Source organism: Streptomyces sp. S465 (assembly GCF_026898115.1).
Taxonomy (GTDB): Bacteria; Actinomycetota; Actinomycetes; order Streptomycetales; family Streptomycetaceae; genus Streptomyces; species Streptomyces luomodiensis.
In genome coordinates this window covers 5,436,376-5,458,861 of the sequence record NZ_CP114036.1, presented here as the reverse complement: position 1 = coordinate 5,458,861, position 22,486 = coordinate 5,436,376, and the positions used below count along the sequence as shown (strand labels likewise).

The 22,486-nt window shown below is 72.0% G+C and carries 1 protein-coding gene; it reads right to left on the bottom strand.

The genetic code is table 11. From position 1 onward, the window contains the following. Positions 1 to 8: 8 nt before the first annotated feature. Positions 9 to 22,445: a type I polyketide synthase gene (locus tag N6H00_RS22950; protein ID WP_268973709.1), complete on the bottom strand. Its 22,437-nt coding sequence runs from the start codon at positions 22,443 to 22,445 to the stop codon at positions 9 to 11. Positions 22,446 to 22,486: the final 41 nt, after the last annotated feature.

Below are 22,486 nucleotides of genomic sequence, written 5' to 3'. Positions count from 1 at the left end.
CGCTGCTTCTAGTGACCGAGTTCGGTGTCGATGAACTCGAAGATCTCGTCGTCGGTAGCCGAGTCGATCCGCTCCGCCACCGTGATGTCACTGGTGGCGCCGTCCGCCCCGGCCACCGTGGACAGCAGTTCCTGTAGCCGCACCGTGAGCCGCGCGCGGGCCACGTCGTTCCGGGACAGGGCCGCGAGGTCGTCCTCGATCCGGTCCAGCTCCGCCAGCAGCGGCAGGACGGAAGCGGTGCCGTCCGGCACGATCCGTTCGGCCAGATGGGTCACCAGCGCGGCCGTGGTGGGCTGGTCGAAGATCAGCGTGGCGGGCAGCTGGAGGCCGGTGGCGGCGGTCAGCCGGTTGCGGAACTCGACCGCGGCCAGCGAATCGAAGCCCAGCTCGCCGAAGGTGCGGTGCGGATCGACGGCGGCCGACGAGGCATGCCCGAGGACGGCGGCCACCTGCTCACGGACGAAGTCGGACAGCTGGAGCTCCCGCTCGGCCTCGGACAGACCCGCCAGCCGCTGCGCGAGCGAGAGCGCCGAGCCGTTCGCCGCCGCGCCCGCCGGAACCGGTGGTACGAGCCCGTGGAACAGCGGGGGGAGCAGCTCGGCGGGCCGGGCCCGCAGCGCAGCGACGTCCAGCCGGATCGGCACCGCGAGCGCCCGGTCGGTGGACGTGGCCGACACGGCGTCGAGCAGCCGCAGCCCTTCGGCATCCGACAGCGGGACCACTCCGGTCCTGCTCATCCGCCGCCGATCCGCCGCGTCCAGCGTGCCGGTGATGCCGCTTTCCGACTCCCACAGCCCCCAGGCCAGCGAGGTCGCAACCTGTCCGGCCGCCCGGCGCCGCTGGGCCAGGGCGTCCAGGAAGGCGTTGGCGGCGGCGTAGTTGGCCTGTCCGGCCGCGCCCATCGTGGCGACGGCGGAGGAGAAGAGAACGAACTGGGACAGGGGCAGGGGCAGGTCTTCGGTGAGCGTGTGCAGATTCAGCGCGGCGTCCACCTTCGGGCGCAGCACCCGGTCGAGCTGTGCGGGCTCCAGGGTCTGGATGACCCCGTCGTCGACCACACCGGCGGCGTGCACCACACCGGTCAGCGGGGTCTCCTCGGGAATCCGCGCCAGCAGCTCCGCGAGCGCCGCCCGGTCCGCCACATCGCACGCCTCGACGGTGACCTGAGCCCCCAGCGAGGTGAGTTCGGCCGCGAGTTCGGCGGCCCCCTCGGCCGCCGGGCCCCGGCGGCTGACCAGCAGCAGATGGCGTACGCCGTGTTCGGTGACGAGGTGGCGGGCGGTCAGCGCGCCCAGGGTGCCGGTGGCGCCGGTGATCAGTACGGTCCCCCGCGTGTCCCACGGGGACGGCGACTGCGGCCGCGGCCTGGCCGGCGGGGCCGGCCGGGCCAGCCGGGGCACGAACGCCGCCCCGCCCCGCACCGCCGCCTGCGGTTCCCCCGCCGCGACCAGCGACATGAGGAGCTGCGGGAGGGTGCGGCGCGAGGCGTGCGCGTCATCGAGGTCCAGCAGGGTGAAGCGGTCGGGGTGCTCCGTCTGCGCCGTCCGTACCAGACCCCACAGGGCCGACGCGGCCAGATCCGCGACACCGTCCCCGGACCGGGCGGCCACGGCCCCGCGCGTCACCAGGACCAGTCGGGTGTCCGTGAAGTGCTCCTGGGCCAGCCAGTCCCGCAACAGCCGCAGCGTGCGGTGGACCGTGTCACGCACGGTGTCCGCGTCGACGGTGGCGGGTGTGGGGCCGGACGGCTCGGGGCGCGAGACGCAGGACACCACCACCATGCCGGGGGCCGGGGTGGGGGCCGGTGGTTCTAGGGCCGATGTCTCCGGGGCCGATGACTCAGGTGCCGGTGACTCAGGGGCCGATGACTCAGGGGCCGGGGCCGACGCCTCGGCCAACGCGCCCAGGTCCGGGAAGGAACGTACGGACACGGAAGCGTCCGCCAGCGCCTCGGTCAGCCGGAGTTCGTCCGCGCCGAGCACCCCCCACCATCCGGCCACGGGCGGGGCGGGCTCGAGCCGCGGCTCGACCCAGTCCACACCGAACAGCGCGTCGCGGGGGTGCGACGCTCCGCCGACGGCGGCCAGCTGCTCCGGTTTCACCGGCCGCACGGCCAGGGAATCCACCGTGATCACCGGCACGCCGGTGCTGTCGGCGATGGACAGGGCGGCGGCCTCGTCGCCGGCGGGAGACACGTGGACGCGGAGGGCGGACGCACCCTTGGCACGCAGGGTGACGCCGTTCCACTGGAACGGCAGCCGGATGCCGGCGTCGTCCGGCGTACGGTCGGCGGCGTCGAGGGCAGCGGCATGGAGGGCGGCGTCGAGCAGCGCGGGATGCAGGGCGAACGACGCGCTGTCGGTGCCCGGGTCCAGCTCGACCTCGGCGAAGACGTCCTCCCCCAGCCGCCAGGCCGCCCGAAGCCCCCGGAACGCCGGCCCATAGCCATACCCCAGATCCGCCAACCGCTCATACAACCCATCAACCGCCACCGGCTCCGCACCCTCCGGCGGCCACTGCCCCCCACACGCCAACCCCGCCACCTCGCCGACCGCCGCCTCCGCGACCGTCAGCACACCCGACGCATGACGCACCCACGGCGCCCCCGACGCACCACCCTCCCCACACGAGAACACCTCCACCGACCGCGCCCCCACCTCATCCGCACCACCCACCACCACCTGCAACCGCACCGCACCACCATCGGGCACCACCAACGGCGCCTCCAACGTCAACTCCTCCACCCGGTCACACCCCACCTCATCCCCCGCACGCAACGCCAACTCCACACACGCCGCCCCCGGCAACAGGACCGTCTCCATGACCTGGTGGTCGGCCAGCCAGGGAAGGTCCGCCACGGAGAGCCGCCCGGTGAAGACGTACTCGTCACCGCTGGAGAGCGCGACAGCCGCCCCGAGCAGCGGATGCCCCGTCGAGTCGAGCCCGGCGGAGGACATGTCCGTGGGCGCCGCGGCCTCCTCCAGCCAGTAGCGCTGCCGCTGGAAGGCGTAGGTGGGCAGGGGGACGGCGCGCGATCCGGCGAAGACCGCGCGCCAGTCGACGGCGGCACCGCGCACATGGGCGGTGGCCAGTGCCCGCCACAGCGTCTCGGGTTCGGGACGGTCGCGACGGAGCACCGGGACGCTCACCCCGGCCACGCTGTCCTGAGCCATCCCCGACAACGTCCCGTCCGGACCCAGCTCCACAAACGTGGCCACGCCCTCGGCCTCCAGGACACGGACACCATCGTGGAAACGGACCGCCTCACGTACGTGACGCACCCAGTACTCCGCACCATCCGGCACACCCACCTCGCCGGAGACATTCAGCACCAGCGGAATCCTCGGCGTCTGGTACTCCACCGACTCCGCCACCCGCCGGAACTCCTCCAGCATCCCCTCCATCAGAGAGGAGTGGAACGCGTGCGAGACCCGCAGCCGACGCACCCGACGACCCCGCGCCTCCCACTCCGCTGCAACCACCTCCACTACCGACGCCACACCCGACACCACCGTCGACGACGGACCATTGACCGCAGCAACATCAACGCCCTCGCGCCCCGCCAGGCCCTCCAACACCTCAGCCTCGGACGCCTCCACCGCCACCATCGCCCCACCCGACGGCAACCCCTGCATCAACCGACCCCGCGCCCCCACCAACCGACACGCATCCCCCAGCGAAAACACCCCCGCCACATGCGCGGCAGCCAACTCACCCACCGAATGCCCCAGCACGAAATCCGGGACCGCACCCCAGGACTCCACCAACCGGAACAACGCCACCTCAACCGCGAACAACGCAGGCTGAGCAAACTCCGTACGGTCCAGCAGCTCCTGGTCAGCTCCGAACACCACGTCCTTCACCGGCAGCGGCGCGAATCCCTGGCACACCGCGTCGAACGCCTCCGCGAACACCGGATACGACTCATACAGCTCACGCCCCATCCCCACCCGCTGCGACCCCTGACCCGCGAAGAGGAAGGCCACCGGACCCGTCGTCGCCACGCCCTCGACGACCAGAGGCGACGGCTCCCCGCGCGTCAACGCGTCCAAGCCGTCCAGGAACCCGGCCTGGTCATGTGCGGTCACCACGGCGCGGTGGGGGAAGGAGTCCCTCGTCGTCGCCAGGGAAAAGCCGATATCGGCCAGATCGATGTCAGGGTGCTGGTGAAGGAAGGACCGCAAACGGGCGGACTGTGCGCGCAGGGCCTGCTCGGTACGGCCGGAGACCAGCCACGGCAGTGCTCCGGGGGCAGCGGCTTCCCGCCGCGGTTCGGTGATCGCGGGGGCTTGTTCGAGGATGACGTGGGCGTTGGTGCCGCTGATCCCGAACGAGGACACCCCGGCCCGGCGCGGACGCTCGCCCACCCGCGGCCATTCCCGGGCCTCGGTCAGCAGCGACACCCCACCGGCCGACCAGTCCACATGCGGGGACGGCTGATCCACGTGCAGCGTCCGCGGCAGGACCCCGTGCCGCATCGCCATCACCATCTTGATCACACCCGCCACACCCGCAGCCGCCTGCGCGTGTCCGATGTTCGACTTCACCGAGCCCACCCACAACGGCTCACCACCCGGCCGTTCCGGCCCGTACACCGCCTGCAACGCCTGCGCCTCGATCGGGTCGCCCAACACCGTCCCCGTGCCATGCGCCTCCACCACATCCACCTCACCCGGCGCCACCCCCGCACGCCCCAACGCCTGCCGGATCACCCGCTGCTGTGACGGGCCATTCGGCGCCGTCAACCCATTGGACGCGCCGTCCTGATTGACCGCGCTGCCCCGCACCACCGCCAGCACCCGATGACCATGGCGCCGGGCCTGGGACAACCGCTCCACCACCAACACGCCCACACCCTCCGACCACCCCGTCCCGTCCGCCCCCGCCGCGAACGACTTGCACCGCCCATCGGCAGCCAGCCCCCGCTGCCTGCTGAACTCCACAAAGGTCGCCGGTGACGACATCACCGTCACCCCACCGACCACCGCCATCGAGCACTCCCCCGCGCGCAGCGCCTGACCGGCCATATGCAACGCCACCAGGGACGACGAGCACGCCGTGTCCACCGTCACCGCCGGACCCTCGAATCCCAGCGCGTAGGCGACCCGCCCCGACAGCACACTGGCCGTATTCCCCGTGCCCACATAGCCCTCGACGCCTTCGGGCAAGGCCCCCAGCCGGGAGGCGTAGTCGTAATACATCACCCCCGCGTACACGCCCACATCACGCCCGCGCAGCTCGCCCGGGACCAACCCACCCGACTCCAACGCCTCCCACACCACCTCCAGCAACAACCGCTGCTGCGGATCCATCGCCACCGCCTCACGCGGCGAAATACCGAAGAACTCCGCATCGAACTCCGCGGCACCGTGCAAGAAGCCGCCGTGGCGTACGTACGACGTTCCGGGCCGGTCCGGGTCGGGGTCGTACAGTTTGTCCAGGTCCCAGCCCCGGTTCGAGGGGAATTCCGACACCCCGTCGCCGCCGGTGGCCACCAGGTCCCACAGACCCTCGGGAGACTCCACCCCGCCCGGGAAACGGCACGCCATCCCCACGATCGCCAACGGCTCATCACTCGCCGCCACCGCACCCGGCGGCAACGCCGCCACGGCATCCACATCCTCACCGAAGAGCTCCGCACCCAGCTGGGCCGCCAGAGCCGCGGGCGTCGGGTAGTCGAACACCAGCGTCGCCGGAAGCCTCAGGCCCGTTGCCGTATCCAGCCGGTTCCGCAGTTCGACGGCGGTCAGCGAGTCGAAGCCGATCTCCCGGAACGCCTTGTCGGCGTCCACGGCCGCCTCGGAGCCGTGGCCGAGCGCGATCGCGGCCTCGTGCCGCACCAGCTCCAACAGGTGCGCGGCCCGCTCTTCCGGCCCGAGTCCGGCCAGGCGCTCGCGGAGCGAGGCCGGGTTGCCGGCGCCTGCCGCGGCGGTGCGGCGGCCACGGGTCCGTACGAGGCCGGAGAACAGCGGGGGAAGGTCCGCCGCCTGGTCGCGCAGGACGGCCCTGTCCAGCCGCATGGGCAGCAGAACCGCGTGTGCGGAGCCGACGGCGGCACCGAACACCTTCAGGGCGTCGTCCGTCGACAGCGCGGTCATGCCCGTACGGGCCATCCGCTGCTGGTCCGGATCGGCGAGGCCGCCGGCCATACCGCTGTCCTGCGCCCACAAGCCCCAGGCGAGGGAGAGCGCGGGCATTCCCCGCGCCCGGCGCCACCCCGCCAAAGCGTCCAGAAACGCATTGGCAGCCGCATAGTTCGCCTGACCAGGACCACCCAGAATGCCGGACGCCGACGAGAACAACACGAACCCCGACAGATCCATCTCCCGCGTCAGCTCATGCAAATGCCACGCCGCATCCACCTTCGGACGCAACACCGCACCCAGCCGCTCCCCCGTCAGCGCCCCGACCACACCGTCATCCAGCACACCCGCCGCATGCACCACCCACGCCAAATCCCCCACACCCGCGACGACCTCCGCCAACGCCCCACGATCCGCCACATCACACGCCACCACCGACACCTGGGCACCCAACCCCACCAACTCATCCCGCAACCCCACCGCACCCGGCGCAGCCAACCCCCGCCGACTCACCAACACCAACCGCCGCACCCCACGCCCCACCACCAGATACCGCGCCACCACCGCACCCAACGCACCCGTACCACCCGTGATCAACGCCGTACCCCGGTCGCCGTCGACGTCGTCACCGGCAGCCGGGGTCAGGGACACCACAGGCGTGAGCCTCGGGACCAGCGTCCCGCCCGCCCGGAGCGCCACCTGCGGCTCCCCGGTGCCGACGGCCTGCCGCAGCAGGTCCGGGTCCGGGTCCGTGTCCCGGCTGTCGCGGTCCACCAGCACAAACCGTCCGGGGTGCTCCGACTGTGCCGACCTGACCAGGCCGTGCACGGCGGCGGCGGCGAGATCACCGATCTCCTCCGCGCCCTCGTCGGTGCCGATCGCACCGGAGGTCACGAACACCAGCCGGGCATCGGCGAACCGGCTGTCCGCGAGCCAGGACTGCACCAGTGCCAGGGCACCCTCGGTGGCCGTACGGACCGCCGAGAGGTCCGGGAGATCCGGGAGGTCGCCCGCCCCCGCCGGGACCTCGTACACCACCACATCGGGCACCGTGGCACCCTTCACGGTCTCCGCGAGGTCCGCGAGCGCCCGTGCGGGATCGTCACCGGTCAGGACGGACCACGACGTCCGCTCGTCGGGCGCGGCCGGCGGCGCCGGGACCCACGCGACCCGGAAGAGGCTGTTCGCCGGGACCGCCCCGGCGACGTCGAGCTGTTCGGGCGCCACCGGGCGGGTGGCCAGGGAGCGTACGGAGGCGACCGGCCGCCCGGCGGGGTCGGCGAGCCGTAGTGCCACCGAGCCGTCGCCGTCGGGGGTCAGCCTCGCCCGCAACGCGGACGCGCCGGTCGCGTACAGCGTCGTACCCGACCAGGAGAACGGAAGGCGCAGCCCGATGGGTGCCGCACCGGCCAGGCTGTGCAGGACGGAGTCCAGCAGGGCCGGGTGGATGCCGAAGCGATCGCCGTCGAGATGGTCGGGGAGCCGTACCTCGGCGAACAGCTCGTCCCCCAGCCGCCATGCGGCGACCAGCCCCTGGAACCCGGGACCGTAGGTGACTCCGGCGTCCGCGAGGCGTGCGTAGAGCTCATCGGTGTCCACCGCGACACCACCGGCCGGCGGCCACGCGGTCAGGTCGGCGGCCGGGTGGGCGGCCAGGCCGAACGCGTCGTCATCGCTCGCGCGGACGGACAGTGTTCCGGTGGCGTGCCGGGTCCACGGGTACTCCTCGGCCGCCGCTTCCGGGCGTGCGTACACACTGATCGGACGGTTCCCGGCTTCGTCGGCGGCTCCGACGGTGACCTGGAGCTCCACCGCACCGCGGTCGGGGAGCACCAGGGGTGCCTCCAGCGTCAGTTCGGTCACCTGCTCGCAGCCCACCTCTTCCCCGGCGCGCAGCGCGATGTCCACGAACGCCGTTCCGGGCAGCAGCAGCCTGCCCAGCACCGTGTGGTCGGCCAGCCACGGATGGGTGGCGGCCGAGAGCCGCCCGGTCAACAGCAGCCCCTCCCCGTCGGCGAGCCGCACCACGGCGCCGAGCAGCGGATGGTCCACCGACGCCTGACCGACGGCCGCCATGCCGGTGGTGGAGGAGGAGCGCAACCAGTACCGCTGCCGTTGGAAGGGATAGGTCGGCAGGTCGACCTGCCTGGCCCCGGCGGGAAGCGACGCCGTCCAGTCCACGGGGACGCCACGTACGTAGGCGTGGGCCACGGCGGCCATCAGCGTCTCGGGCTCGGGACGGTCACGCCGGAGCACCGGGACGCTCACCCCGGCCACGCTGTCCTGAGCCATCCCCGACAACGTGCCATCCGGACCCAGCTCCACGAACGTGGCCACGCCCTCGGCCTCCAGGGCACGGACACCATCGTGGAAACGGACCGCCTCCCGCACGTGACGCACCCAGTACTCCGCACCATCCGGCACACCCACCTGGCCGGAGACGTTCAGCACCAGCGGAATCCTCGGCGTCTGGTACTCCACCGACTCCGCCACCCGCCGGAACTCCTCCAGCATCCCCTCCATCAGGGACGAATGGAACGCATGCGAGACCCGCAGCCGACGCACCCGACGACCCCGCGCCTCCCACTCCGCCGCAACCACCTCCACCACCGACGCCACACCCGACACCACCGTCGACGACGGACCATTCACCGCAGCAACATCCACACCCTCGCGCCCCGCCAGGCCCTCCAACACCTCAGCCTCGGACGCCTCCACCGCCACCATCGCCCCACCCGACGGCAACGCCTGCATCAACCGACCCCGCGCCCCCACCAACCGACACGCATCCTCCAGCGAGAACACCCCCGCCACATACGCGGCAGCCAACTCACCCACCGAATGCCCCAGCACAAAATCCGGGACCACACCCCACGACTCCACCAACCGGAACAACGCCACCTCAATGGCGAACAGTGCAGGTTGGGCATATTCCGTACGGTCCAGCAGCTCCTGATCCCCGCCGAACACCACATCCCTCACCGGCAGCGGCGCGAACCCCTCACACACCGCGTCGAACGCCTCCGCGAACACCGGATAGGACTCATACAGCTCCCGCCCCATCCCCACCCGCTGCGACCCCTGACCCGCGAACAAGAAAGCGCACTTGCCCTCCGCCACCACACCCTCGACCACCCCAGACGACGACTCCCCACGAGCCAACACCCCAAGCCCGTCCAACAACGACTCCCGGTCCCGACCCAGCACCACCGCCCGCCGCTCCAACGCAGCCCGCGAGGCCACCAGGGACAGGCCGATGTCCTGCGGGCGTAGTCCGGGGTCGTCGCGCAGGTGGTCGGCGAGCTGTGCGGCCTGGGCGGTCAACGCCCTGTCGGTGCTTCCGGACAGGACGCACGGCACGATGCCGGTCCCCCCGTCACCGCCAGTGGACGTGGGCGACTCGGCCGAGGGGCCCTGTTCGAGGATGACGTGGGCGTTGGTGCCGCTGATGCCGAAGGAGGACACCCCCGCCCGGCGCGGACGCCCGTTCTCCGGCCAGGGAGTGTGCTCGGTCAGGAGGGACACGCTGCCCGCGGACCAGTCGACATGCGGTGTGGCCTCGTCCACGTGCAGGGTCTTCGGCAGCACACCGTGCCGCATGGCCATCACCATCTTGATCACACCGGCCACACCCGCGGCCGCCTGCGCATGGCCGATGTTCGACTTGACCGTGCCGAGCCACAGCGGCCGGTCGGCCGGCCGGTCCTGGCCGTACGTGGCCAGCAGCGCCTGCGCCTCGATCGGGTCGCCCAGCGCGGTGCCCGTGCCATGCGCCTCCACCGCGTCGACCTGGTCGGAGGTGACGCCTGCCTTCGCCAGCGCCTGGCGGATCACCCGCTGCTGTGAGGGGCCGTTGGGCGCGCTCAGGCCGTTGCTGGCGCCGTCCTGGTTGACCGCCGTGCCGCGCACCACCGCCAGCACCCGGTGGCCGTTGCGGCGGGCGTCGGACAGCCGTTCCACCACGAGGACGCCCGCGCCCTCCGCCCATCCGGTGCCGTCCGCCGAGGCGGCGAACGCCTTGCAGCGGCCATCGGGGGACAATCCGCGCTGGCGGCTGAACTCGATGAAGGCCGCCGGGCTGGACATCACCGTCACGCCGCCGACCAGCGCCATCGAGCACTCGCCCTGCCGTACCGCCTGCCCGGCCAGGTGGAGCGCCACCAGGGACGACGAGCACGCCGTGTCCACCGTGACCGCCGGGCCCTCGAGACCGAAGGTGTACGCCAGCCGCCCGGAGGCCACGCTGGCCGCCACCCCGGTCAGCTGGTAGCCCTCGACGTCGCGCGGCGCCTCGTGCAGCGCGGGGCCGTAGTCCTGCGCCATGGCGCCGATGAAGACACCGGTTTCGCTGCCCCGTACCGAGGCCGGGTCGATGCCCGCGCGCTCGAACGCCTCCCATGACGCCTCCAGCAGCAGCCGCTGCTGCGGGTCCATCGCGAGCGCCTCACGTGGGCTGATGCCGAAGTGGGCGGCGTCGAAGTCCGCGGCGCCGTGCAGGAAACCGCCGCCGGTGGCGTAGAACGTACCGGAGTGGTCCGGGTCCGGGTGGTAGAGCTGGTCCAGGTCCCAGGCGCGGTCGGTGGGGAAGGCGGACACCGCGTCGCCACCGTCGGCCAGCAGCTGCCACAGCGCTTCCGGGGACCGGACATCACCGGGGAAGCGGCAGCTCATGCCGATGATGGCCAGCGGCTCGTCGGACACGGCGGCGGCCGCCGGGCCGCCGCTTCCCGCGCCGCCGCTCTCCGGGCCTGCGCTCCCCGCCCCGGTCGCGCCGAGGATTTCCGTCCGGAGGTAGGCCACCAGCGCGAGCGGGCTCGGGTAGTCGAACACCATGGTCGCGGGGAGCCGCAGCCCGGTGACCGCGCCCAGCCGGTTCCGCAGGCGTACGGCGGTGAGCGAGTCGAACCCCAGATCCTTGAACGCGCGGCTCGGGACGACCGTCTCGGGGCCGGCGTGCCCCAGCAACGAGGCGACCTCCTCCCGCACGAGGTCCAGCAGCAACCGCTCCTGCTCGGCCTCGGTGAGCGGCAGCAGGCGCCGCCGCAGCAGCGACCGCGCGGGCGCCGACTCGGCGGTACGCCGCCGGGCGCGGACCAGGCCGCGCAGGATGTCCGGTACCGCGTCGGCCTGTGCGCGTACCGCGGCGGTGTCCAGGCGCATGGGGATCAGGAACGTCCGGCCGGAGTCCAGCGCGGTGTCGAACCCGGCCATGCCTTCGGCCACGGACAGCGGAAGGACGCCCAGGCGGGCGATGCGCCTGAGGTCGGCGTCGTCGAGCTGCCCGGTCATGCCGCTGGGCTGCTCCCACAGGCCCCAGGCGAGGGACTGGGCGGGCAGGCCCTGGGCCCTACGGTGCTGGGCGAGCGCGTCCAGATAGCTGTTCGCCGCCGCGTAATTCGCCTGCCCCGGACCGCCCAAGGTCCCGGCCGCCGAGGAGAAGAGGACGAACGCCGACAGATCCATGTCACGGGTCAGCTCATGCAGATGCCACGCGGCGTCCACCTTGGGACGCAACACCGCCTCCACCCGCTCGGGCGTCAGCGACTCCACCACCGCGTCGTCCAGGACACCCGCCGCGTGCACGACTGCGGTCAGGTCTCCTACGGTGGCGATGACGTCCGCCAGGGCCGCACGGTCCGCCACATCACACGCCACCACCGACACCTCGGCACCCAAGGCCGACAGCTCGGCGCACAGCTCCTCCGCACCCGGCGCCGCCATACCCCGCCGACTGGTCAGCACCAACCGACGCACACCCCGCACCGCCACCAAATGCCGCGCCACCAAGGCGCCCAGCACTCCCGTACCGCCCGTGACCAGCACCGTGCCCGCAGGCTCCCAAGGGGTCACCGTCGTGCTCTCGTGACGCACGCGGGTGAGCCGGGGCACCAGCACCTTGCCCGCGCGTACGGCCGACTGGGACGTACCGGAGGCGATGGCCGCCCGCACCACCGCCCAGGATGCGCCGTCCTCGCCGACGCCCCCGTCGACATCCACCAGCGTGAAGCGGTCGGGGTGCTCCGACTGCGCCGACCGGATCAGCCCCCAGAGGGATGCCGCGGCGAGGTCCTTCACCTCGGCATCGCCGGGTACGAACACCGCTCCCCGGGTGAGGAAGACCAGGCGCGCATCGGCATACCGCTCGTCGGCAAGCCACGCCTGGACCAGGGCCAATGCCTGGTGGGCGACCGTACGGACCGCCGACACCGGGTCGTCGTCCGGCCCCGGCGCCGGGGCCACCACCACGGTGGCCGCTGCACCGGTGTCCACGGCCTCGGCGTCTGCCTGGGCCAGCGTTTCGAGATCGTCGTGGAAGCGCACCCCGAGGGCCGCGGCCAGCGCGATATCCCCCACGCAAGCCCACGTCGCCGCGTCGTTCGGCTCGTTACCGCTGGTCAGCGGGGCCTCGGCCCACTCCACGTCGAACAGCGAACCGGGGGACACGGCGGGGACCGCGTCGGCCGGCTGTTCCGTTGACGCCGACCGCAGTGCCAGCGACTCGACCGAGGCCACCGCGCGTCCGGTCACATCGACGGCCCGTACGGACACCGCGTCCGAACCGGTCGGGGACAGCCTGACGCGCAGCTCCGAGGCACCGACGGCGTGCAGTACGACACGTGTCCAGGAGAACGGCAGCCCGTGGCGGCCCACGGGCCGGCCGAGACCCGCACCGTGCAAGGCGGCGTCGAGCAGCGCGGGGTGCAGTGCGAAACCGGTGGCGTCGGCGCCCTCGGGCAGCCGTACCTCGGCGAAGATCTCGTCGCCCGACTGCCAGGCCCCTTGCAGGCCCTGGAACAGCGGACCGTACTCCAGGCCGGCCTCGGCCAGCTCGTCGTACAGGCCCGTGATGTCGATGGGTACCGCGCCGTGCGGAGGCCAGGCCGCCAGGTCGTCTGCGCTGCCGGTGTCGGCACTGGGCGACAGCAGCCCCTCGGCGTGCCGGGTCCACGGCGCGTCCGGCGGAACGTCCTGGCCGCGGGAGTAGACGCCGATCCTCCGGACGCCGTTGTCGTCCGGCTCGGCCACGGTGACCTGGAGATGGGTGGCACCGTCCTGGGGGACGAACAGCGGGGCCTCCAAGGTCAGCTCCTCGAGGCAGCCGCAGGCGACCTCGTCCCCGGCCCGCACCGCCAGCTCCACGAAGGCCGTACCCGGCAACAGCACCCGGCCCATGACCACGTGATCCGCCAACCACGGATGCGACCGCAACGACAACCGCCCGGTCAACACGACACCCCCGCCATCGGGCGACCGCACCACGGCCCCCAGCAACGGATGCTCCACCACACCCAATCCCACAGCCGACACATCACCCGACACCACAGGCACATCAAGCCAGTACCGCCGCCGCTGGAAGGCATACGTCGGCAGATCGACCCGCCGCGCGCCCTCGAACAACGACGACCAGTCCACGTCCACGCCGTTGACGTACGCCTCCGCCACCGAGGCCAGGAAACGCTCCAAGCCACCGTCGTCCCGGCGCAGCGAGCCCAGCGCCACCGCCTCCGCACCCGCCGCGTCAATGCTCTCCTGCACACCGACCGCAAGCACCGGATGCGCACTGGCCTCGATGAACACCCCGAAACCCCGCGCCAGCAACGCCTCGGTCGCCGCGCCGAACCGCACCGTCTCCCGCAGATTCCGATACCAATACCCGGCGCCCAACTGCTCGGTATCAAGCCAGTCACCCGTCACCGTGGAGAAGAACGGCACCCGCGAGCGCGCTGGAGCGATCCCGCTCAGCTCCTCCAGCAACCGCTCCCGCAACACCTCCACATGCGCCGAATGCGAGGCGTAATCCACCTCGACCCGACGCGCCCGCACACCGTCCGCCTCACAGGCCGCGACGAACTCGTCCAGCGCCGCCGCGTCCCCGGACACCACCACCGACGACGGACCGTTCACCGCTGCCACTCCGACCCGGCCGTCCCAGGGCTCCAGCAGCGCACCGGCCTGGTCCGCCGAGACCGCCACCGACACCATCCCCCCACCACCGGCGAGTGCGGTCAACGCCCGGCTGCGCAGCGCCACCACCCGCGCCCCGTCCTCCAACGACAACCCACCCGCCACACACGCCGCCGCAATCTCACCCTGCGAATGCCCCACCACCGCACCCGGCACCACACCGAAGGACTCCCACAACGCCGCCAACGACACCATCACCGCCCACAACACCGGCTGCACCACATCCACCCGCCCCAACGCAGCCTCATCGCCCAACACCCCGGTCAACGACCAATCCACATGAGCCGACAACGCCCGCTCACACTCCGCCATCCGCCCCGCGAACACCGGCGAAGCCCCCAGCAGATCCACCGCCATCCCCACCCACTGCGACCCCTGCCCCGGAAACACCAACACCGGCTTCCCCGCACCCGCCACACCAGACACCACACCAGCCCCACCACCACCAGACGCCAACACCCGCAGCCCCGCCAGCAGCTCATCCCGATCGCGGCCCACCACCGCCGCCCGCTCAGCCAACGCCGCCCGCGAGGAAACCAGCGACCACCCCACATCCCCCGCCCTCAACCCAGGCCGCTCATCCACCCACGACACCAAACGCTCCGCCTGCCCACGCAACGCCTCAGCGTTCACCGCCGACACCGCCCAGACCACCGGACCGCCACCCTCGGCCGAACCCTCCACCGCTTGGGAGTCATCGGCCTCGGCGACCTGCTCGAGAATCACATGCGCATTGGTCCCACCGACGCCGAAGGACGAGACCCCGGCCCGGCGCGGCCGGCCATCCTCCACCGCCCACTCCCGCGCCTCCGTCAGCAGCGACACCGCACCCGACGACCAGTCCACATGCGGCGTCGGCTCATCCACATGCAACGTCCTCGGCAGCACACCGTGCCGCATCGCCATCACCATCTTGATGACGCCACCCACACCCGCGGCGGCCGCACTGTGCCCGATGTTCGACTTCAGCGAGCCCAGCCACAACGGACGCTCGGCCGCACGCCCCTGCCCGTACGTCGCCAGCAGCGCCTGCGCCTCGATCGGATCGCCCAGCGTCGTCCCCGTACCGTGCGCCTCCACCACGTCGACATCGCCCGGCTCCAGCCGCGCACCCGCCAGGGCGTCGCGGATGACTCGCTGCTGGGACGGACCGTTGGGCGCCGTCAGCCCATTGCTCGCACCGTCCTGGTTGACCGCACTGCCCCGCACCACCGCCAGCACCGGATGTCCATGGCGCTGGGCGTCCGACAGCCGTTCCAACAGCAGCACGCCCGCGCCTTCGCCCCAGGCCGTACCGTCCGCGCCCGCCGCGAACGCCTTGCACCGGCCGTCGATCGCCAGCCCCCGCTGACGGCTGAACTCGATGAACCCGGACGGAGTGGCCATCACCGCGACCCCGCCGGCCAGCGCCATCGAGCACTCGCCCTTCCGTAGCGCCTGGGCGGCCAGATGCAGGGCCACCAGCGACGACGAGCACGCCGTGTCCACCGTCAGCGCCGGACCCTCCAGGCCGAAGGTGTACGCCACCCGCCCGGACACCACACTCGCCGAAGTACCGGTCACCAAGTAGCCCTCGGCCTGTTCCGCGGCCCGGTGCACCAGGATCGAGTAGTCGTGGCTGTCCGTACCGGCGAACACTCCGGTCCGGCTGCCCCGCAGCGTGGCGGGGTCGATCCCGGCCCGTTCGAACGCCTCCCAGGAGGTTTCCAGCAGCAGCCGCTGCTGCGGGTCCATCGCGGCGGCCTCACGCGGGCTGATCCCGAAGAACTCCGCGTCGAACTCCCCCGCGTCATGGAGGAAGCCGCCCTGCCTGACGTAGGAGGTGCCCGGCTCGTCCGGATCGGCGGAGTAGAGAGCCTCCAGGTCCCAGCCACGGTCGTCCGGGAAGTCCGAAATCGCGTCCCGGCCTTGGGCCACCAGCTGCCACAGGTCCTCGGGAGTCCGTACCTCACCCGGGTAGCGGCAGCTCATGGCGATGATCGCGATCGGTTCGTCGTCGACGGCGGCGGCCACGGTCGCCGTAGCGGCCGGTGCGGCGTCGTCCCCCACGAGCGCGGTCCGCAGATGCTCCACCAGGGCGATCGGCGTCGGGTAGTCGAAGACAAGGGTGGAGGTGAGCCGCAGCGCCGTGGCCGCGTTGAGCCGGTTGCGCAACTCCACGGCCGTCAGCGAGTCGAAACCCAGCTCCTTGAAGGTCTGGGTGTCGTCGAGGTTCTCCGCCGAGGTGTGGCCGAGCACGGTCGCCACATCGGTCCGGACGAGATCCAGCAGGATCCTCCGCTGCTCCTCGACGGACATCCCGGCCAGACGCTCCGCCAGGGACCGCGCCCCGGGGGCCGTCGCGGCGGACGATACGGCGCGTCGGGTGGCGCCGCGTCGGGTGGGCGTGCTGGTCACGAGCCCCTTGAGCAGGGCGGGCACGGAGTCCGCCCGTTCGCGCAGCGCCGCACGGTCCAGCCGCACCGGCATCACCACCGCCGACGCACACCGCTCCGCCGCGTCGAACAGCGCCAGACCCTCCTCAGCCGACAACGCCACCAGCCCCGACCGAGCCATCCGCCGCACATCGGCATCCCCCAGACCACCCACCATCCCCCCACCCACCTGCTCCCACGGCCCCCAAGCCAAGGACTGGGCAGGCAGACCCAGGGCCCTGCGGTACTGGGCAAGCGCATCCAGATAACTGTTCGCCGCCGCGTAATTCGCCTGCCCCGGACCGCCCAAGGTCCCGGCCGCCGAGGAGAACAACACGAACGCCGACAGATCCATGCCACGCGTCAGCTCATGCAGATGCCACGCGGCGTCCACCTTGGGACGCAACACCGCATCCAGCCGCTCGGGCGTCAGCGACTCCACCACCGCGTCATCCAGCACACCCGCCGCATGCACCACCCCGGACAGGTCTCCTACGGTCGCGATGACGTCCGCCAGCGCCGCACGGTCCGCCACATCACACGCCACCACCGACACCTCGGCCCCCAAGGCCGACAGCTCGGCACACAGCTCCTCCGCACCCGGCGCCGCCATACCCCGCCGACTGGTCAGCACCAACCGACGCACACCCCGCACCGCCACCAAATGCCGCGCCACCAACGCACCCAGCACCCCCGTACCACCCGTGACCAGCACCGCACCCCGGCCAACGAGCGGCGCCGGAACCGTCAGCACCACCTTGCCGACATGCCGCGCCTGACTCATGAAACGGAACGCCTCACGCGCCCGCCGTACGTCCCACACCGTCACCGGAAGCGGCCGCAGCACACCCTCCCGGAACAGGGACATCAACGCGGACAGCATCTCCCCGATCCGCTCCGGACCGGCCTCGATCAGGTCGAATGCCTGATACACCACTCCCCGGTACTGGTGCGCCACTTCCTCGGCGGCCCGGATATCCGTCTTCCCCATCTCCAGGAACCGGCCGCCGTCCGCCAGCACCCGCAACGACGCGTCCACGTACTCGCCCGCGAGCGAGTTCAGCACCACATCCACACCCCGGCCGCCCGTGGCCCCGAGAAAGCGCTGCTCGAACTCCAGATCCCGGGACGAGGCGATGTGATCGTCGTCCAGTCCCAGCTCCCGCAGCACACCCCACTTGGCCGGACTCGCCGTCGCCCACACCTCCGCACCCACATGCCGCGCCAACTGCACCGCCGCCATTCCCACCCCACCAGCGGCCGCATGCACCAACACCGACTCACCGGACCCCAACCCCGCCAGATCCACCAGCCCGTAATACGCGGTGAGGAACACCAGGGGGATCGACGCCGCCTCGGTGAAGGACCAGTCGGCGGGAATCCGCGCCACCATGCGCTGATCCGCGATCGAGTGCGTACCGAACGCGTCCGGCAGCAGCCCGAATACGCGGTCGCCGGGCACCAGTCCGGTGACGTCGGAGCCGACCTCGACGACGACCCCCGCGCCCTCGACGCCGATCGCCGCCTCACCCGGGTACATCCCCAGGCTGCTGAGCACGTCACGGAAGTTGAGGCCGGCGGCGCGGACGGCCACCCGCACCTGCCCCGGCTCCAACGGCCGGTCGGCGGTGGTGGAGGGGTGGAGGGACAGATCCTCCAGGGTGCCTCCGCTCGTCGTGTCCAGGCGCCAGGCCGACCTGGATTCGACGGGCGGGGTCAGCGACTCGTCGGCATCGGGATGCCGGAGGGCGGGGGTGAGCGCCTCGCCATGGCGGAGGGCGAGGTGCGGAACTCCCGCGTCAACGGCCGCGCGCAGCACAGCGCACGAGTCGGGGTGCCCGTCGGTGTCGAGCAGCACAAAGCGGTCGGGGTGCTCCGACTGCGCGGACCGGATCAGCCCCCACACCGCGGCGGCGGCAAGGTCTTCCACCTGCTCACCCGGGCTGGTGGCCACCGCGCCGCGCGACATGAACACCAGCCGGGACGAGCCCAGTCGGTCGTCCCCCAGCCACCGGTGCACCACCGACAGCGCGGCGGATACGGCGTCCCGCACCTCGGCCTCGGCCCCCTCCTCGGCCCCGGCCCCGTAGGCTCCCGGACCGCCCGAGCTGTCCGGATCTTCGTCGCCGCACGCCACGAGTACCGCGGCCGGGACCTGCGCGCCCGCGTCGAGCGCGTCCGCCAGCGCCTGGGCGTCGGGGTACCGGACACAGTTCTCCGGTACGACCGGCACCCGGCCGATCGCCGCATACGGCCGTACGCCCTCGCCCTCGGAATCGGTCAGGGGCGTCGCCGCGCTCCACTCGATGGCGTAGAGGTGGTCCCGGTCCGCCGACCGGTCGGCGGCGAGCTGGCCCGCCGAAACCGGACGCAGCGACAAGGACTCGACGGAGGCCACGGCCCGGCCGTCGTCGTCAGCGACCAGGAGTGAGACGGCGTCCGTGCCCGCAGGAGTCACCCGGACGCGCAGGGCCGACGCGCCCGACGCGTACAGGGTCACGCCGGACCACGAGAAGGGCAGCCGCACCTCGGCGCCCTGGTCCGGGCCGTCCACCGCCATGGTGTGCAGTGCCGCGTCCAGCAGCGCCGGGTGCAGGCCGAACCGGTCCGTCGGCACGCTGTCGGGCAGCCCCACCTCGGCATACAGGGCGTCGCCCAGCCGCCACGCCGCCCGCAGCCCCTGGAACGCCGGACCGTAGCCGAGGCCGAGCACGCGCAGGTCGTCGTAGAGGTCACCGACGTCCATCGGCTCGGCCCCGGCCGGCGGCCATACGGACAGCTCGGAGGCCGGTTCCACGGCGTCGGCGGCGAGCAGGACGCCGGTCGCGTGCCGGGTCCAGGACGGCTCGGCGGAGGGCTCGTACGGCATGGCCGTGTGCTCCGGCCGTGCGTACACGGTGAACGGCCGGACCCCGGACTCGTCCGCGTCGCCCACCACGAGCTGGACCTGGACACCGCCCTGCTCGGGCAGCAGCAAGGGGGCTTCGAGCGTCAGCTCGTCCACCCGGTCGCAGCCGACCTGATCGGCGGCGTGCAGGGCGAGCTCGACGAAGGCGGTGCCAGGGACGATCACACTGCCGAGCACGGCGTGGTCCCCGAGCCAGGGCTGGGACCGCACCGAGAGCCTGCCGGTGAACAGGAGCGCGTTGTTGTCCGCCAGGCCCACCGCCGCCCCGAGCAGGGGGTGACCGGCCGAACGCTGTCCCAGCGATGCGGCATCGCCGGAAGCGACGGGGGTGTCGAGCCAGTAGCGCTCTCGCTGGAAGGCGTAGGTGGGCAGGGGAACACGACGCGCCCCGCTACCGGCGAAGACCGCGTGCCAGTCCACGCCCACACCACCCACATGGACGGTCGCCACCGCCCGCCACAACGACTCGGCCTCCGGACGATCACGCCGCAGGACCGGCACACTCACCCCGGCCACACTGTCCTGAGCCATCCCCGACAACGTCCCGTCCGGGCCCAGCTCCACGAACGTGGCCACGCCCTCGGCCTCCAGGGCACGGACACCATCGTGGAAACGGACCGCCTCCCGCACGTGACGCACCCAGTACTCCGCACCATCCGGCACACCCACCTGGCCGGAGACGTTCAGCACCAGCGGAATCCTCGGCGTCTGGTACTCCACCGACTCCGCCACCCGCCGGAACTCCTCCAGCATCCCCTCCATCAGAGAGGAGTGGAACGCGTGCGACACGCGCAGCCGACGCACCCGACGACCCCGCGCCTCCCACTCCGCCGCAACCACCTCCACCACCGACGCCACACCCGACACCACCGTCGACGACGGACCATTCACCGCAGCAACATCCACACCCTCGCGCTCCGCCAGGCCCTCCAACACCTCAGCCTCGGACGCCTCCACCGCCACCATCGCCCCACCCGAAGGAAGAGCCTGCATCAACCGACCCCGAGCCCCCACCAACCGACACGCATCCCCCAGCGAGAACACCCCCGCCACATGCGCGGCAGCCAACTCACCCACCGAATGCCCCAGCACAAAATCCGGGACCACACCCCACGACTCCACCAACCGGAACAACGCCACCTCAATGGCGAACAGTGCAGGTTGGGCATATTCCGTACGGTCCAGCAGCTCCTGATCCTCGCCGAACACCACATCCCTCACCGGCAGCGGCGCGAACCCCTCACACACCGCGTCGAACGCCTCCGCGAACACCGGATAGGACTCATACAGCTCACGCCCCATCCCCACCCGCTGCGACCCCTGACCCGCGAAGAGAAAGGCCACCGGACCCGTCGTCGCCACACCCTCGACGACATCGGGGCTGGTCCTGCCGTCCGCTAGGGCCGTCAGGGCGGCGTGTGGCCCCGGCTCGTCAGAGGGAAGCGTGGGGTGCGTGGGGAGCACGACCGCGCGGTGGTCGTGGTGCGCTCGGGCGGTGGCCAGCGAATAGCCGATGTCCAGCGCGTCGAGAGCAGGCCGCTGGGCCACATGGGTCGCCAGTTCGCGCGCCTGGGCGCGCAGCGCCTGGTCGCTTCGGCCGGACACCAGCCAGGGGAGCGGCCAGGGGAGGGTCCCACCGTCGGCCGGCCGCTCCGGCCGCTCGTCCGCCGGTTCGTCGTCCGCCGCCGCCTCCTCCACGATGACGTGGGCGTTGGTGCCGCTGATGCCGAACGAGGACACCCCCGCACGCCGGGGGCGGTCGGGGGTCCGCGGCCAATCCACCGGTTCCGTGAGCAGCGACACCGCGCCCGCTGACCAGTCCACATGCGGCGACGGCTGCTCCGCGTGCAAGGTCCGCGGCAGGACCCCCTGCCGCAGCGCCATCACCATCTTGATGACACCGGCCACGCCCGCGGCACCCTGCGCATGGCCGATGTTCGACTTCAACGACCCCAGCCGCAGCGGATGCTCGACCGGGCGCCCCTGTCCGTAGGTCGCCAGCAGCGCGTGCGCCTCGATCGGATCGCCGAGCTTCGTCCCCGTGCCGTGCGCCTCGACGGCGTCCACCTCGTCCGGTGCGACCCGCGCATTGGCGAGGGCCTCCAGGATGACGCGCTGCTGCGCCGGGCCGCTGGGGGCGGTCAGCCCGTTGCTGGCGCCGTCCTGGTTGACGGCGGAGCCCCGCACCACGGCCAGCACCTGGTGGCCGTTGCGCCGGGCGTCGGACAGCCGCTCCAGCAGCAGCAGACCGGCGCCCTCCGCCCAGCCCGTGCCGTCGGCGGCCGAGGCGAAGGATTTGCACCGGCCGTCCGGGGACAGCCCGCCCTGACGGCTGAACTCGATGAACGCACCGGGGCTGCACATGACGGTGACGCCTCCGGCCAGCGCGTACGAGCACTCCTCCTGGCGCAGCGCCCGGATGGCCAGGTGCAGGGCCACGAGGGACGACGAGCAGGCCGTGTCCACGGTGACCGCCGGGCCCTCAAGACCGAAGGTGTAGGCCAGCCGCCCGGAGGCGACGCTGGCGGTGTTGCCCGTCATCAAATGGCCCACGAGGTTCTCCGCCGCCTCATGGGGGCGTGGGCCGTAATCCTGTCCGGTCATGCCCACGAACACGCCGGTCCGGCTGCCGCGCAGGGTGGCGGGGTCGATGCCGGCCCGTTCGAACGCCTCCCACGAGATCTCCAGCAGCAGCCGTTGCTGCGGGTCCATGGCCAGCGCCTCGCGCGGGGAGATCCCGAAGAAGGCCGGATCGAAGGCGGCGGCGTCGTGCAGGAAGCCGCCGGGCGGGACGACGGGGGTGCCGTCGCCGTCGGCGCCGCCGTCAGGGCCCTGAAGCGAGGAAAGGTCCCAGCCACGGTCGGTGGGGACGTCGGATATGGCGTCGGTGCCCGTCGATACCAGCTGCCAAAGGGCCTCCGGGGAATGGACCCCACCAGGAAGCCGGCAGCTCATCGCGACAATAGCGATGGGTTCCTTGTCGGCCTCTTCCATTTCCCGGATGCGCTGCCGCGTCTGGCGCAGATCGGCCGTTACCAGCTTGAGGTAGTCGCGAAGAGTATCTTCATTAGCCATTCGACGCCACCTATTCAGGGCAGGCCAACGCATCCCCGGGT